Consider the following 15,639-nt stretch of genomic DNA (forward strand, 5'->3'; position numbering starts at 1 on the left):
CGTATTCCCTGACAGGACATCCAGACGCTATGCCCGTGAATTTTGACCTTAACGATCTTTATGCTTTCAGAGCGTTAGTGGAATACGGTAACTTCCGTGTCGCTGCTGAATCTATCTGCTTATCCCAGTCGGCGCTGAGCCGCAGGATTGAAAAGCTGGAAGCCGCGCTGGGAAATCGGCTGTTTGACCGTACCACCCGCCGCGTGGCCTTAACGTTATACGGGCAAAACTTTGCTGAACGCTCCGCGCAGCTGCTCGACAACGTTGAGTCAATGCTGGCGGATGTCGATAAGGTCAGCGAAGAGCGGACGGGGCTGATCACGGTTGCCACGGTCCCTTCCGCGGCCTGTTACTTTATGCCCGATGTGATTCGTCGTTTTCAGTCTCGCTATCCGCGCGTTCGCATTAAGCTCATCGACAGCAGCGCGGGGAATGTGATTGACGCCGTGGCCCGAAGCCAGGCGGATTTTGGTATCAGCTTCGCAGGAAACCTGCCGTCTGACATCGAATTTTTCCCGCTGGTGGAGGATGTCTATGTTGCGGCGTGCCGAAAGGATCACCCCCTGGCGCAGAAGAGTCATCTGACGTGGCAGGCCTTTTACCAGCAGGATTATATCTCCCTCGATAAAACGTCAGGCAACCGTAACCTGCTCGATCGGATGCTGGGGGATATCGTTCCCGAACGCCCGAGCGTATGCGAAACGCGCCACGTTACCACGATGCTCGGTATGGTAGAGGCGGGGATCGGCATTGCTGCCGTTCCCGCCATGTCGATGCCGACGTCAGAGCACACGCTGCTGACGCATCTGCCGCTGGTGGCGCCGGAAGTGAAACGCACCGTGGGGCTTATCCGGCGCCGGGGGCGCATCCAGTCCTTCATTGCGGCTGAACTGGAAAAGCAGATTACCGAGCAGTATCGCCGGACGTAACGGGGATCATCCCCGTCTCCTGGATGACGGCCCTTGAGGGCGATGAGGCGAGATAGGTCAGCAGCGCTTTCCCCTCCGCGGGATGTTCGGCATGGCGGTTGACCGCACCCGCGAAGCGCGTGATGTACTGCAGATTATCCGGGATTTTCCCGATAAAGGTGACGCCCTGAACCGGCAGCAGCTCGCTGACCTGCTGGAAGCCCACGGCGTATTTTCCTTTCGCCACTTCTGAGGCGACCGGGATACGCTCGACCATTGTCGCTTTACCCGCCACTTCTTTTTCGATCCCCATTTTTTTGAACAACGTCTGGCTGACGTACCTGCCGCTGGCGCTGTCAGAGTAGGCGATGGAGCTGGCCTGCAGCAGCGTTTTACGCAAAGCTGCCTCGCTGCTGATATCAGGGACATCCGCACCTTTTTTCACCACCATGCCAACGGGGGAGTCCGCGAGTTCCGTTCGCGAACCCGACTGGGTCTGGCCGGCTTTTTCGAGCTTCTCCAGCGCATCGCCCACCATAATCACCACGTCGGCTTTCTCGCCGCGCGCCAGTCGGTTTGGGATCGCCTGCGGCGTAGCGCCCATTGAGGGGCCAGGGATGATCACGATTTTATCCCCGGTCCTGCGTTCATAGTCCGGGGCCAGCTTTTCCAGGGCGGCCTTGAAGCCGCCTGAAATCATGACTTTCACGTCCTGGGCACAGGCATTAACGCTCAGGAGCGTCAGCACCAGCGCGCTGGCGGTAAAGCGATAGGTGCGTTTCATACTGCCCCCTGTGACTTGACGGTGTTTTGCAGCGATACCGCGCGGCGGCGGTAGAGGTAGAGCGTGGCCAGCAGGGCGCACACGGCGGCGAAACTCATCCAGTAGCCAGGCGAGGCTTTGTCACCGGTGTATTCAATCAGCGCGGTGGACATGACCGGGGTAAAGCCGCCAAAGACCGCCGTTGCCAGGCTGTAAGCCAGAGAGAACCCCGCCACGCGCACTTCAGCAGGCATAATCTCCGTCAGGGCCGGGATCATCGCGCCGTTGTACAGGCCGTAGAGGAAGGAGAGCCACAGCAGCACGATCAGCATCATGGAGAAGCTGGGCGCGCTCGCCAGCAGCGTCAGGGCAGGGTAGCTGGTCGCCAGCGCCAGCAGGGCCATGGCAATCAGCACCGGCTTGCGCCCGAAGCGATCCGACAGCGCGCCGCCCACCGGCAGCCAGATGAAGTTAGAAATCGCCACCAGCAGCGTGACCAGCAGGCTGTCCGAGGCGCTGAGCATCAGCACCTTTTTGCCAAAGGTGGGGGCGTAGACGGTGATCAGGTAGAACGCGGTGGTGGTCATCGCCACCATCAGCATGCCTGCGACCACCACCTGCCAGTTGCCAAGGAGCGTTTTAAAGACCTGACGCATCTCCAGATGCTGGCGGCGCGCGCTGAACTCTTCCGTCTCCTCCAGCTTGCGGCGCAGGAAAAAGATAAACGGCACGATTAAACAGCCGAACAGGAACGGGATGCGCCAGCCCCATTCGCGAATGGCGCTCTCCTCCATCAGGGCATTCAGGGCAAAGCCCATCGCCGCGGCGACCATAATAGCGACCTGCTGGCTGCCGGACTGCCAGCTGGTGTAAAACCCTTTGCGGCCCGGCGTGGCGATTTCAGCCAGATAAACCGAGACGCCTCCAAGCTCCGCACCGGCGGAGAAGCCCTGCAGCAGACGGCCCGTCAGCACCAGCAGCGGCGCCCACAGACCGATGCTTTGATAAGAGGGGATAAGGACAATCAGGAACGTCCCCGCCGCCATGATGGAAAGCGTGACGATCAGCCCCTTTCTGCGACCTACCTTGTCGATATACGCGCCTAGCACGATGGCGCCTATTGGACGCATCAAAAAGCCCGCGCCGAAGACGGCGAAGGTCATCATCAGCGACGCAAATTCACTGCTCGCCGGGAAGAACGTGTGGGCGATGTAGGTGGCATAGAAGCCGAACAGAAAGAAATCAAACTGCTCAAGAAAGTTGCCGGACGTCACGCGGAGTATGGCGCCCGCTTTCGAGCGTACGGTTGCAGGTGAGGTTGAGGAAAACATGGTTATCTCCAGTTTATTGTTGACGTTTTACGCGTCTGTTTTTGAAAACTGGATCAGGATGAGGAAATAGATAAGCGCAAATGCCGCATCGGCTGATGCACGTTTTGCATGAATAGCCTTCGCGGGATCAATACAATTAATGACAACAATAACTTAACAATTAATTGATTTTTTATTCACCACTTTTTGCTAAGTGGCTGATATCACGGTTTTGTGACATGACGCAGGCGCATGTCTGTCTGCGACTGCCGGGCAGCGTTGCGCCACCCGGCCTGTCTCAACCTAGCGCTGTGAACAACCCGCGCACTGTTTGTTCTGGATCTGCTGGAAGAAATCGTTGCCTTTGTCATCCACCAGGATAAACGCCGGGAAGTTCTCGACTTCAATTTTCCAGATGGCTTCCATTCCCAGCTCCGGATACGCGACGCATTCCAGGCTCTTAATGCTGTTTTGCGCCAGCACCGCTGCCGGGCCGCCAATGCTCCCCAGGTAGAAGCCGCCGTGTTTATGGCAGGCGTCGGTTACCTGCTGGCTGCGGTTGCCTTTCGCCAGCATGATCATGCTCGCGCCGTGGGATTGCAGTAAGTCCACATACGAGTCCATACGGCCAGCCGTGGTCGGGCCGAGTGAGCCAGAGGCGTAGCCTTCCGGCGTTTTGGCCGGGCCTGCGTAGTAGATCGGATGGTCTTTAACGTACTGCGGCAGTTCTTCACCGTTGTCGAGCAGCTCTTTCAGCTTCGCGTGGGCAATATCGCGCGCCACGATGATGGTACCGTTCAGCGACAGGCGGGTAGAGACCGGGTGCGCGGAAAGCTGCGCCAGGATCTCATTCATCGGCTTGTTCAGATTGATGCTCACCACGTCGCCTTCACCCTGCTGACGCAGTGATTCAGGAATATACTGACCCGGGTTGTGTTCCAGCTTCTCAATCCAAATCCCGTCGCGGTTGATCTTCGCTTTAATGTTGCGGTCTGCGGAGCAGGAGACACCCATGCCGATTGGGCAGGAGGCGCCGTGGCGCGGCAGGCGGATCACGCGGATATCGTGGGCGAAGTATTTACCGCCGAACTGCGCGCCGAGGCCGAGGTTCTGCGCTTCCTGGAGCAGTTCCTGTTCGAGCTGAACGTCGCGGAACGCCTGGCCGTGTTCGTTACCTTCCGTCGGCAGCGCGTCGTAGTAGCGCGTGGAAGCGAGCTTCACGGTTTTCAGCGTGGCTTCCGCTGACGTTCCGCCAATCACAAACGCGATATGGTAAGGCGGGCAGGCCGCAGTGCCCAGGGTGCGCATCTTCTCAACCAGGTAGTTTTTCAGCTTCGCCGGGGTGATCAGCGCTTTGGTTTCCTGATAGAGGTAGGTTTTGTTGGCAGAACCGCCGCCTTTTGCCATGCACAGGAATTTGTATTCGTCCCCGTCCACGCTGTAGAGATCGATCTGCGCGGGCAGGTTGGTGCCGGTATTCACCTCTTTATACATGTCCAGCGCCGCATTCTGCGAGTAGCGCAGGTTATCTTCAATGTAGGTGTTGTACACGCCCTGGCTCAGCGCCGCTTCGTCACCGCCGCCGGTCCAGACGCGCTGGCCTTTTTTACCCATGATGATCGCGGTGCCGGTATCCTGGCAGGTTGGCAGCACGCCTTTTGCGGCAATTTCAGAGTTACGCAGGAACTGCAGGGCAACGTATTTGTCGTTCTGGCTGGCTTCCGGGTCGTTCAGGATCGCGGCAACCTGCTTCTGATGGGAAGGACGCAGCATAAACGCGGCATCGTGGAAGGCCTGCTGCGCCAGCAGGGTCAGGGCTTCCGGCTCTACTTTCAGCACTTCCTGACCGTCGAATTCGGCAACGGAGACGTGCTCTTTGGTCAGCAGGTAGTATTCGGTGTCGTCATGGGAAAGAGGGAAGGGGTTCTGATAAAAAAACGGTTTATTCGACATAGTATTGCTCCACAAAAATAAAACCGCCGGAGGAGAAGTCCGGCGGTCAGGAATCAGAACATCATGGACATCCACGGATAGCCAATCAGCAGCAGGGCCGCCAGGAAGATGGCACCGAAGATAGTGCCGAGGCGCCAGTAGTCTTTGGTTGGCAGGTAGCCGCTACCGTAGTAAATCGGGCTTGGGCCAGTACCGTACGGGGTGATGATCCCCATGACGCCCAGCGAGGTCACCATCAGCAGAACGAACACTTCCATATTCATGCCAGGGATGGTGGAGGCGATGGTCAGCATCGCAGGCAGCAGCGCCGTGGTGTGCGCGGTGGTGCTGGCAAACAGGTAGTGCAGCAGGAAGAACGCCAGCAGCAGGACGACGGTCGCCACGCCCGGAGAGATACCGCTCATCAACAGACCGCCTTCTTTACCTAACCAGCTGATAAAGCCGGTCGAGGAGAGGCCATCCGCCAGTGCCACCAGGGTGGCGAACCAGACGAAGGTGTTCCATGCGGCCTTGTTACCGGTGATATCGTTCCATTCCAGCACGCCGGTCCACAGCATCAGACCGACAATGAGCAGGGCTGCCATGGCAGGCTCAATCCACGCGGCGGCGAAGATCCACATCAGCAGCGCACAGCACACGAACACCAGCAGCAGAATTTCGTTGCGGGACAGTTTGCCGAGTTTTTCCAGCTCACGGGTCGCCCACAGCGGCACTTCGTTATTCACTTTGACTTCAGGTGGGTAGAACCAGTAGGCCAGCAGCGGCATGGCCAGAATCAGCAGGATACCCAGCGGCAGGAAGGCGAGGAACCAGGTGCCCCAGGAGATATCAATCCCAACCGTACTTTTCACCAGCGCCAGGGCCAGCAGGTTTGGCGCGAGGGCGGAGAGGAACATTGAGCTGGTGATACAGGCCGCGGTGATCGCCACCCACATCAGGTATGAACCAATTTTACGCGCGCTTGGGTCATTAGGTTTTGAACCGTACAGCGGCGGCAGGTTAGCGATAATCGGGTAGATGGTCCCGCCGCTGCGCGCGGTGTTGGACGGGGTGAACGGTGCCAGCAGCAGGTCAGCAAACGTGATGGCGTAACCGAGCGTCAGGCTGCGACGGCCGAGATACTTCACCAGAATCAGCGCCAGACGGCGGCCGAAGCGGGTTTTGTCATAGCCAGCGGCGAACATAAAGGCACCGAAAATCAGCCAGACGGTAGAGTTACCAAACCCGCTCACCGCCCACTTAAAGGAGGCGCCCGCCAGCTTGAATTTCGGGTCAGCCAGCTGATCGGGGCTGAACAGCACCCACTGGCTGCACAGGGCGATGGCAACCACGCCGGTCAGGCCGATCACCGCACCCGGCAGCGGTTCGAAGATCAGACCGACGATCACGCCGACAAAGATGGCGAAGTAGTGCCATGCGTAAGGCGGCAAGCCTTCAGGAACGGGAACAAACAGCAGCAGTACGGCGACGATGACGGGTAGCGCCATCATCAGCAATCGTTTTGCGTTTCCATTTGATGCCTGGTTCGCCACAGGGGGCGTTACAGCAGTTTTTGTATTCATAGTTTCACGTCTTAAGTTGTCAAAAATTCGGTCGCACTGAAAAAGCACTTTCTTAAGTTTCTTTGCTTTTTTTAGTTATTAAAGGTGCTTTCCTGTATTTTCAGTAATAGCGATTTAACGCGTTTTCGTGTGCGTTAAATTAAAAAATGATGATGTTTTTATATTGCGCTTTTGAATGCCATAACTATTGATCGCGATCAAAAAAATAGAATTGCAGCGTTATTTTTATGCTTTTATTAATAACCACTCTGGCGTATGTGGTTATTGCCTGTTTTTTGCGTGTTTTTTATCATTTCTTTAACAATATAGATTTTGGTGTGATTGCAACGTTTTGTTTTTATTGGTTTTGTGTGTTTTATGGTGAATTGGTTTTACCATTCATATTTTAACGGTTTTTAAATTATTGTGAATGACTGAATTACAATCGCTAACACCAATGTGTTATTTGTGTTATCGCAGGGATTAAATAGTTTTTTAACTAACGTAATAACTTTAGAAACTAAAAAAATCATTATATTAATATCATGACATCGGCATATAACGACGAAATAAAAAATCAATCCGATAACGAATTCTTAATTTTTAAAAGTTTGGAGTTTCTATTATGAGCACTAACGAACGCATTCTTAGCCCCTTCACATTACCGAATGGCACTGAACTGAAAAACCGTTTGTTAATGGCCCCTATGACAACCTGTACCGGCTATTTTGACGGCACCGTCACCAGCGAGCTGGTGGAGTACTATCGGGCCCGTTCCGGCAGCATTGGCACCATCATTGTGGAATGCTGCTTCGTCGACGATCTCGGTCTCGCCTTCCCGGGTGCCATCGGTATTGATAATGACGAGAAAATTGCCGGGCTGGCGAAAATCGCGGAGGCCATCAAATCCAAAGGATCGAAGGCGCTGCTGCAGATCTACCACGGCGGCCGCATGGTCGACCCAAAACTGATTGGTGGCCGTACCCCGGTTGGTCCGAGCGCCGTAGCCGCGCCGCGTGAAGGTGCCGCAACGCCGGTTGCTCTGACCGCTGAAGAAGTGGAAGGCATGATCGGCAAGTTTGGTGAGGCGGTGCGCCGCGCCATCCAGGCCGGTTTCGACGGCGTGGAAATCCACGGGGCGAACACCTATCTGATTCAGCAGTTCTACTCCCCGAATTCAAACCAGCGCGACGACGAGTGGGGCGGCAGCCGCGATAACCGCGCGAAGTTCCCGCTGGCCGTGCTGGACATTACCCACAAAATGGTGCGCCAGTACGCGGACGATGCGTTTATTATTGGCTACCGCTTCTCCCCTGAAGAGATGGAAGTCCCGGGCATCCGCTTTGACGACACCATGTACCTGCTGGAAAAACTGGCGGCGCGCGGCGTGGACTATCTGCACTTCTCCGTCGGCGCGACCCTGCGTCCTTCCATTGTCGACACCCAGGATCCAACTCCGCTTATCGAAAAATACTGCGCGATGCGTTCTGAAACGCTGGCGCAGGTTCCGGTCATGGGCGTGGGCGGCGTGGTGAATGCTTCCGATGTGAATGAAGCGCTGGACCGCGGTTACGACCTGATTGCCGTTGGCCGCGCCACCATCGCTTACCCGGACTGGACCGACCGCATCGCGGCCGGGGAAAGCCTGGAGCTGTTTATGGACAGCACCAAACGCGAAGAGCTGAGCATTCCTGAACCGCTGTGGCGCTTCTCGCTGGTGGAAGCGATGATCCGCGACATGAGCATGGGCGAATCCAAATTCAAACCGGGTACCTTTGCTGAGAAGGTGCAGGATGACGCTAACGAACTGGTGATTAACGTCAGCCTTGAAACCGACCGCATTGCGGACATCGAACTGGCCTCCGGCCCGAGCGAAGACGTTGAGTTTGTAACCAGCTTTGAAGAGATCCGTACCCGCATTCTGGACGCCAATACCCCGCACGTGGATGCCATCACCGGCGCAACCAGCCAGAGCGAGGCGGTGAAGAAAGCGGTCTCGAAAGCGATGCTGAAATCCAGCAAAGCGCTGGCCGCGGAAGAGGGCGTTGATCCGAACGAAACCCGCAGCGTGGACGTGGTCGTTGTCGGCAGCGGCGGCGCCGGTCTGGCGGCGGCGATTCAGGCTCACGACGAAGGCGCGAGCGTGCTGATTGTCGAGAAAATGCCGACCATCGGCGGGAACACCATTAAAGCCTCTGCCGGTATGAACGCCGCCGAAACCCGCTTCCAGCGCGTGAAGGGCATTCAGGACAGCAAAGAGCTGTTCTATCAGGAAAGCCTGAAAGGCGGCGGCAACAAGAACAACCCGGAACTGCTGCGTCGCTTCGTCGAAAACGCGCCGCAGGCAATTGAGTGGCTGGCCACGCGCGGCATCATGCTGAACGACATCACCACTACCGGCGGGATGAGCATCGACCGTACTCACCGTCCAAAAGACGGTTCAGCAGTAGGCGGCTACCTGATCAGCGGCCTGGTGCGTAACGTCAACAAACGCAACATCGAGGTGATGCTGGATACCTCCGTCAGCGACATTATCTTTGAGAACGGTGAAGTGACCGGCGTACGCCTGACTACCGAAGAGAACGAAACCGTCACCGTGGCAACCAAAAGCGTGATTGTCGCCACCGGCGGCTTCAGCGCTAACAGCCAGATGGTGGTGAAATACCGTCCTGATCTGGAAGGGTTCGTTACCACCAACCACAAAGGGGCAACCGGCGGCGGCATCGCGCTGCTGGAGCGCATCGGTGCTGGCACCGTGGATATGGGCGAAATCCAAATTCACCCAACCGTTGAGCAGAAAACCTCGTACCTGATTTCCGAATCTATTCGCGGCGGCGGGGCGATTCTGGTTAATCAGAAAGGGGAGCGCTTCTACAACGAAATGTCGACCCGCGATAAGGTCTCGGCGTCAATCATCGCGCTGCCGGAGAAATACGCATACATCGTCTTTGATGAGCACGTGCGTGCCAAAAACAAAGCCGCGGATGAGTACATCGCGAAAGGTTTCGTGACCAGCGCCAGCTCGCCAAAAGCCCTGGCTGAAGCGCTGGGGATGGATCACCACGCTTTCCTCGCGACGCTGGAACGTTACAACGGCTTCGTTGAAAAACAGCACGATGACGATTTTGGCCGTACTACCGCGCTGCGTGCGCCTATCAACGAAGGGCCGTTCTACGCCATTCAGATTGCACCGGGCGTGCACCACACCATGGGCGGCGTGACCATCAACACCGAAACCTGCGTGCTGGACAGCAACCACAACGTGCTGCCAGGGGCGTTTGCGGCCGGTGAAGTGGTCGGCGGGATCCACGGCGGTAACCGTATCGGCGGTAACGCAGTGGCAGATATCATTATTTTTGGTACGCTTGCAGGACATCAGGCGGCTATGCGTTCGAAAAAGCAGTAAGACCCCTGTGTTGTAGGCCGGATACGCCCAGCGCTATCCGGCATTTTCCCCGGCGGCGCGGTGCTGGCCGGGGCTACATCTGAGGACTCCATCCATGCCTGATAGCCATCGCGTTTACAGCTACTCCGCCGTCCTGATGGGCTCACCCATTCTCCTGAAACTCTTCTCCCACGACGAAGCCCTCGCGTCCCGCGTGTTTCGCCTGATCAAACAGTACGAAGATCTGCTCACCGTTAACCGCGCGCACTCGCAGGTGATGGACATCAACCATGCGGCTGGCCAGCATCCGGTTACCGTCAGCCGGCCGGTGTTTGAGCTGATCCGCTGTGCCAAAGCGGCAAGCCTGTTCAGGGACAGCGCCTTTAACCTGGCGATAGGTCCGCTGGTGAAGTGCTGGAAAATTGGCTTTCAGGGGGACAGCGTTCCGCCTGCCGATGAAATCGCGTCGCTGCTGGCGATAACCCGTCCTGAAGATGTCCTTCTTGATGAGGCCAGCAGCAGCGTGTTCTTGACCAGAGCGGGGATGGAGATCGATCTGGGGGCCATTGCCAAAGGCTATATCGCCGACAGGGTGCGTGATTACCTGCATAAAGAGGGCGCTGAGCTGGGGCTGATCAACCTCGGCGGAAACATTCAGACGTTAGGCTCGCCGGAAGGAGGCTGGAGCGTGGGGCTGAAAAAACCGTTCGCCGGTGATGCGCTGATCGGCACGATGACCGTAGAGAACCTCTCCGTCGTGACGTCGGGAACGTACGAGCGCTACTTTGAGCAAAACGGCAGGCGCTATCACCATATTCTCGATCCGCGCACCGGGTATCCGCTGGACAACGAGCTGGACAGCGTAACGATTGTTTCGAAAGACTCCATCGACGGCGATATCTGGACCACGCTGATGTACGGCATGGGCGTCGAAAAAGGCTGCGCCGCCCTGCGCGCGCGCCCCGATATTGAAGCTATCTTTGTGACCAAAACAAAAGAAGTGGTGTTCTCTTCAGCACACCACTTCCGCTTTACCCTGCTGGATAACGACTACCGCGTTACTGACAGTATTGCTTGAGCAGGCCGGTCTGCTCCGGCTGGAGACGGTAGCGATACACCGGACGTCCGGTGGCACCGTAGTGAATGCTGGTGAACAGAATGTTGATTTGTGCGAGCCAAATCAGGTACTTGCGGCAGGATACGCGGGAGATATTGACCGCGCTTGCCAGGTCATCGGTAGAAAATTCCGTCTCCGGGTGAGCGTCAATCCACTGGCAAATCGTGCGCAGCGTTTGCGGCGTTAACCCCTTCGGCAGCTTTTTACTGTCCGCCAGTTCCGGCGCCCCGCCGTGGATCAGCCGGTCGACGTCGGCCTGCTCATAATACTGGTGCGAACCCATCAGGCTGTGCTTTGCCTTCCAGCCGTTCAGCGCCTCTTCAAAGCGCGGGAACTGGAACGGCTTGATCAGATAATCCACCACGCCGTAGTGGATGGAGGTCTGGATCGTGGCGGCGTCGGCAGCCGACGAGATCATAATCACATCGATCGGGCGACCGGATGCGCGAATAACGGGCAGCAAATCCAGCCCATTATCCTGCTGCATATAGACATCCAGCAGCACCAGGTCGACAGGCTGCCCGGGGTTATTAATGATGGCCTCGGCCTGGTTTAGCGTGGAGGCGACGCCGCAGCAGCTAAAACCATCAACACGGTTGACATACAGACGGTTGAGGTCGGCTACCATGGCGTCATCATCGACAATTAATACATTTATCACGCGATATTCCTCTCGCTATCCCAGGGGATGTGAACAAAAAATTGGGTAAATACGCCTGGCTCAGACTCGACGCTGATATCGCCGCCGAGGTTCTGGATTTGCTGGCGAGCAAGGAACAGCCCAACGCCACGGTTTTCACCTTTTGTTGAGAAGCCCTTTGTAAAAATAGCCTCCAGCTGAGCGGGTTCAATGCCGGGGCCATCGTCGCTGACTTCGCAGCTGAGCCAGCCATTCTGATAATGCAGCAGAAGGCCGATCTCACCTTCCTGCTGTCCTTCCATCGCGTCGAGCGCGTTTTCAATGAGGTTACCCAGCACGGTGATCAGCACCGCGACCTGCTCTTCGCTCGCGGTATCCGGTATCTGGCATTCATCCGCCAGCGTCAGGGTGACGCCCGCTTCTTTCGCCCGATTGATTTTACCCAGCAGGAACCCGGCAATCACCGGGGATTTTACCTTGCTCTGTATCGTACCGATATCCGTCTGGTAATTATGTGCCGTCTGGATGATGTACTCTTCCAGCTTGTCGTAGCGCTTCATGTGCAGCAGGCCCAGGATCACATGCAGTTTATTCATAAACTCGTGCGTGTGGCTGCGCAGGGCGTCGACGTAGTTGACCATGCCATCAATACGCTGCATCAGCTGGCTGATTTCCGTTTTATCACGGAAGGTGGTGATGGCGCCGATCACCCGATCCTGACTTTTAACGGGCACCATGTTGCACAGCAATAGACGCCCGTTACAGCTGATCTCCTGATCCTGGCGCGCGACGCCCGTCTTTGAGACTTCGCGCAGGCTGGCCAGCAGGGGGGCGCTGGCATTTTCGGTCTGCTTGCCGGAAGGGAGAAGCAATATTTCTCTGGCGGTCTGGTTGATCATCGTCACGCGCCCGTGAATATCGACGGCCAGCACCCCCTCGCGAAGCGACTGCAGCATCGCCTGACGCTGTTCGAACAAGGCGGAAATTTCGTAAGGTTCGAGCCCGAACAGGATGCGTTTCAGTACCCGCACCAGACCCCAAATCGCCATGGAGCTCATAAAAATACTGAATAAAATGGTCCAGACGGCGTTTAGCCGCCCGCGAGCGATCTGCTCTTCAACCTTTTTCAGGGAGATACCTACCGCCACCACGCCGATCTGCTCGTGCTGGCCGTCGTAGACTGGGGTGAAGACGCGAAGCGCTTCGGCGAGCGCACCCCGGTTTACCGATACGTTCTCTTTGCCTTCAAGCGCGGGAGTTAAATCGTCACCGATAAAATGCAGCCCCAGCAGCGCCTCGTTCGGGTGAGAGTAGCGGATCCCGCGCATATCGGTTACCACGGTGAACAGCAGATCGTTTCGTTTCGTCACCGCCTGGGCGATGGGCTGAATAATATTCTCCTGCGGTGCCTGCATCAGGCCGCGCTGGATCTCCGGGCTGTTTGCCAGCGTTCTGGCAATACCCAGAGCCGTATCTTTTACATCATCGCGGGTCGCCCGGGTGATTTGCACGGAGTAGAGCGCAAAAACCACCAGCAGCACAGAGGCAATAATCGCGCACACCATCAGCGTGACCAGGGTGTTCAGCTTCATGGGGCGCTTGCGCGTCGGAAGGAAAGGCTGCAAATCGCTCATCAACACTCCGCGATGATTAAGAAAGGGGTAATTATCGCCGATGACGCGCTTTTCTTAAAGCCATGTAAAGGCGTGGATTTGGTCCTCTTTTCGTGACCCTCCTCGCAGGTCATCTATATAAAACACTTTATAGTGTGTGGGTACTCATAATAAGGAGGCTGTTTATGAGCGTTATGCTTACCGGTTCGGTCAAGGAAAGACGGCACGCCAGCACGATGAATATTGATAGATTGTCCACGCTGGACATGCTGAAAGTCATTCACCAGGATGATGCACTCATTTCTGCTGCGATTACCCCCTGTTTAAATATTATTGCCCGCGTGGTGGACAACGCCGCCGCGACGCTCAGCCACGGCGGTCGCCTGATCGTCGTTGGCGCGGGGCCGTCAGGGCGCGTAGCGCAACAGATTGCCGATGAATATGCGCCGGGCAAAACCCCTGTAATGGCCGTTACGGCACAAGAAGGGGAAGGGAGCTACGAGCGCGGCGTTGCCGATCTGCAGGCCATCAAGTTTGGTGAACACGATATGATGCTGGCCGTGACCGTCAGCGGAAAAACGCCGTGGGTCTGGGGGGCAATGCGACATGCGTGGTCGCTGGGTTCACCGGTCGCTATTGTTACCGGTGATGCGCAAAGCGAAGCCGCGCAGCTGGCGAGCATGGTTATCGCTCCGGAGCTGGGGGCCGACGTCGTCGCAGGCTATATCAACACCAAAGCGGGGATCGCGCAAAAAATGATCCTCTCGATGATTGCCACCGGGCTGGCCGTCCGAACCGGACGGGTTTACAGCAACCTGCGCGTGGATCTTGAGGCAAGCACGACCAAATGGGCTGAACGGCAAATCGCCATTGTGATGGAAGCGGGGGGATGCACACGGGCCGAGGCAAAAGCCGCGCTTGAGAGCTGTAACCATAACTGTAAAACGGCGGTGTTGATGGTGCTGACGGGGCTGGATGCGTGGAAAGCCCATGAACTGCTGGCGCAAAATAACGGGTTTATTCGCGTGGCGCTGCAGGAAGCGCCGTAAGATCTTCAGATAGTAAAAAGGCCGCAATTGCGGCCTTTGGTATTTTGGGGAATTAGAACTGGTAGGTCATGCCTACGCCAACGATGTCATCAGTTGAGATGCCATTGGCTTCGTAGAAGCTTTCATCGTTGTCCAGCAGGTTGATTTTATAATCAACGTAAGTCGAGAAGTTTTTGTTGAAGCTGTAGGTCATACCGAGATCGATATAGTTCACCAGATCCTGATCAACATAGTCGTAATTATTACCTGGGTTGTAATCATTGCCGCCAATGTCTTTACCTTTGGAGTAAACCCATGCCAGAGACGGACGCAGGCCGAAGTCGAACAGGTACTGCGCGACGGCTTCAAAGTTCTGAGTCTGGTTGGCGATACCAACATTACCATATGGCGTCATGTTGCGGGTTTCCGCATACATCATGGCCAGGTAAACACCTTGCGCATCATATTTTGCGCCAATGGTCCAGGCTTCAGCGCGTTCGCCACCTGCATACGGGCTGTAGCGGTTGTAGTTACCTGCACCGTATGCAACCTGTTTGTTCGTGCGGTCGGAAGATGAATATGCCGCACCCAGGCTCAGTCCGAAGTCAAAATCATAGGTGGTAGACATACCAAAGCCGTCGCCGTTCTGGAAACGAACATTGTCATGGCCATTTTTCGTGCCTTCCTGACCTTCTGTTGCATCCTGACCTTCGTTCGCACCCTGATACTGCAGCGCGAAATTCAGGCCCTCAGCCAGACCGAAGAAATCCTGGTTACGATAGGTTGCCAGACCGTTAGCACGACCGTTCATAAAGTTATCGGTCCAGGTGTAAGAGTCACCGCCAAATACAGGCAGCATATCGGTCCAGGCTTCAACGTCGTACACGACGCCGTAGTTACGGCCATAATCAAATGAACCGTATTCGCCATATTTCAGGCCAGCATACGCCAGGCGGTTAAACGATTTGTCACCCGCGCCCTCGGTATTATTAGCGAAGGTTTTGTATTCCCACTGGCCGTAACCGATCAGATCGTTAGCGATCTGGGTTTCGCCTTTGAAACCAATCTGCACATAGGTTTCGTCGCCGTCGTCGGCAGGGTTGTCAGAGAAGGTATGACGCGCGTCGACTTTGCCGTACAGGTCAACTTTGTTGCCGTTTTTGTTGTACATTTCAGCCGCATTGGCTGCGCCTGCCATTAATAACGCGGGTACCACAATTGCCAGAACTTTTCTTTTCATTATATATTCCCTTCAAGCATAATCTATATGAATATATGTAATCACCCTCCGCAATTACAGGCTTGATACTATTCCAGGAAGTGTTATTTAGTTTCAAAAATAAATGTAATTAAATCCTATGAAATATTGCTAAATATTTCT

Annotated in this window: 11 protein-coding genes; 4 read left to right on the forward strand and 7 right to left on the reverse strand. The window is 55.9% G+C overall.

The window, feature by feature from the left end:
* Positions 1-29: 29 nt before the first annotated feature.
* On the forward strand, positions 30-929 hold the full coding sequence (locus QMN93_RS10960; RefSeq protein ID WP_193139515.1) for a LysR family transcriptional regulator: 900 nt from the start codon (positions 30-32) through the stop codon (positions 927-929).
* Here the strand turns inward: QMN93_RS10960 and QMN93_RS10965 are convergent.
* The 4 genes from QMN93_RS10965 to QMN93_RS10980 form a co-directional block, all read right to left on the reverse strand.
* The gene (locus QMN93_RS10965) at positions 904-1,692 is read right to left on the reverse strand and encodes a substrate-binding domain-containing protein (RefSeq protein WP_193139513.1); all 789 of its coding nucleotides are present in this window, start codon (positions 1,690-1,692) and stop codon (positions 904-906) included. The genes QMN93_RS10960 and QMN93_RS10965 overlap by 26 nt on opposite strands.
* Complete coding sequence (locus QMN93_RS10970; protein WP_045356692.1) at positions 1,689-3,002, reverse strand: MFS transporter; 1,314 nt, start codon at positions 3,000-3,002, stop codon at positions 1,689-1,691. Before QMN93_RS10970 ends, QMN93_RS10965 begins: the two co-directional genes overlap by 4 nt.
* A 282-nt stretch (positions 3,003-3,284) precedes the next feature.
* A complete protein-coding gene (fumA, locus tag QMN93_RS10975; protein WP_039263795.1) occupies positions 3,285-4,934 on the reverse strand; it encodes a class I fumarate hydratase FumA in 1,650 nt (549 codons plus the stop codon).
* A gap of 53 nt (positions 4,935-4,987) precedes the next feature.
* A complete protein-coding gene (locus tag QMN93_RS10980) occupies positions 4,988-6,496 on the reverse strand; it encodes a DASS family sodium-coupled anion symporter (RefSeq protein ID WP_193139511.1) in 1,509 nt (502 codons plus the stop codon).
* 604 nt (positions 6,497-7,100) lie between these two features.
* On the opposite strand from QMN93_RS10980, the gene QMN93_RS10985 reads away from it, so the two are divergent.
* Together QMN93_RS10985 and QMN93_RS10990 are read left to right on the forward strand one after the other, a co-directional pair.
* Entirely contained in the window at positions 7,101-9,881 is a 2,781-nt protein-coding gene (locus QMN93_RS10985; RefSeq protein ID WP_069303034.1) for a flavocytochrome c, read from the forward strand.
* A 94-nt stretch (positions 9,882-9,975) separates the two neighbouring features.
* Entirely contained in the window at positions 9,976-10,938 is a 963-nt protein-coding gene (locus QMN93_RS10990) for an FAD:protein FMN transferase (RefSeq protein ID WP_193139509.1), read from the forward strand.
* Here QMN93_RS10990 and dcuR read toward each other — a convergent pair.
* Together dcuR and QMN93_RS11000 are read right to left on the reverse strand one after the other, a co-directional pair.
* Complete coding sequence (gene dcuR / locus QMN93_RS10995) at positions 10,919-11,638, reverse strand: two-component system response regulator DcuR (protein ID WP_033145914.1); 720 nt, start codon at positions 11,636-11,638, stop codon at positions 10,919-10,921. The genes QMN93_RS10990 and dcuR overlap by 20 nt on opposite strands.
* On the reverse strand, positions 11,635-13,251 hold the full coding sequence (locus tag QMN93_RS11000; protein WP_064672756.1) for a sensor histidine kinase: 1,617 nt from the start codon (positions 13,249-13,251) through the stop codon (positions 11,635-11,637). The genes dcuR and QMN93_RS11000 overlap by 4 nt, the downstream gene beginning before the upstream one ends.
* A gap of 164 nt (positions 13,252-13,415) precedes the next feature.
* On the opposite strand from QMN93_RS11000, the gene QMN93_RS11005 reads away from it, so the two are divergent.
* Entirely contained in the window at positions 13,416-14,279 is an 864-nt protein-coding gene (locus QMN93_RS11005) for an N-acetylmuramic acid 6-phosphate etherase (protein ID WP_033145912.1), read from the forward strand.
* Between the two features lie 52 nt (positions 14,280-14,331).
* On the opposite strand, the gene ompC is transcribed toward QMN93_RS11005, so the two are convergent.
* Positions 14,332-15,498 (reverse strand): porin OmpC, encoded by a 1,167-nt coding sequence (ompC, locus tag QMN93_RS11010; RefSeq protein ID WP_193139507.1) that lies wholly within the window; start codon positions 15,496-15,498, stop codon positions 14,332-14,334.
* Between the last annotated feature and the right edge of the window lie 141 nt (positions 15,499-15,639).

The organism is Enterobacter sp. R-1.6.2 (genome assembly GCF_035064085.1).
GTDB classification, from domain to species: Bacteria; Pseudomonadota; Gammaproteobacteria; order Enterobacterales; family Enterobacteriaceae; genus Enterobacter; species Enterobacter asburiae_B.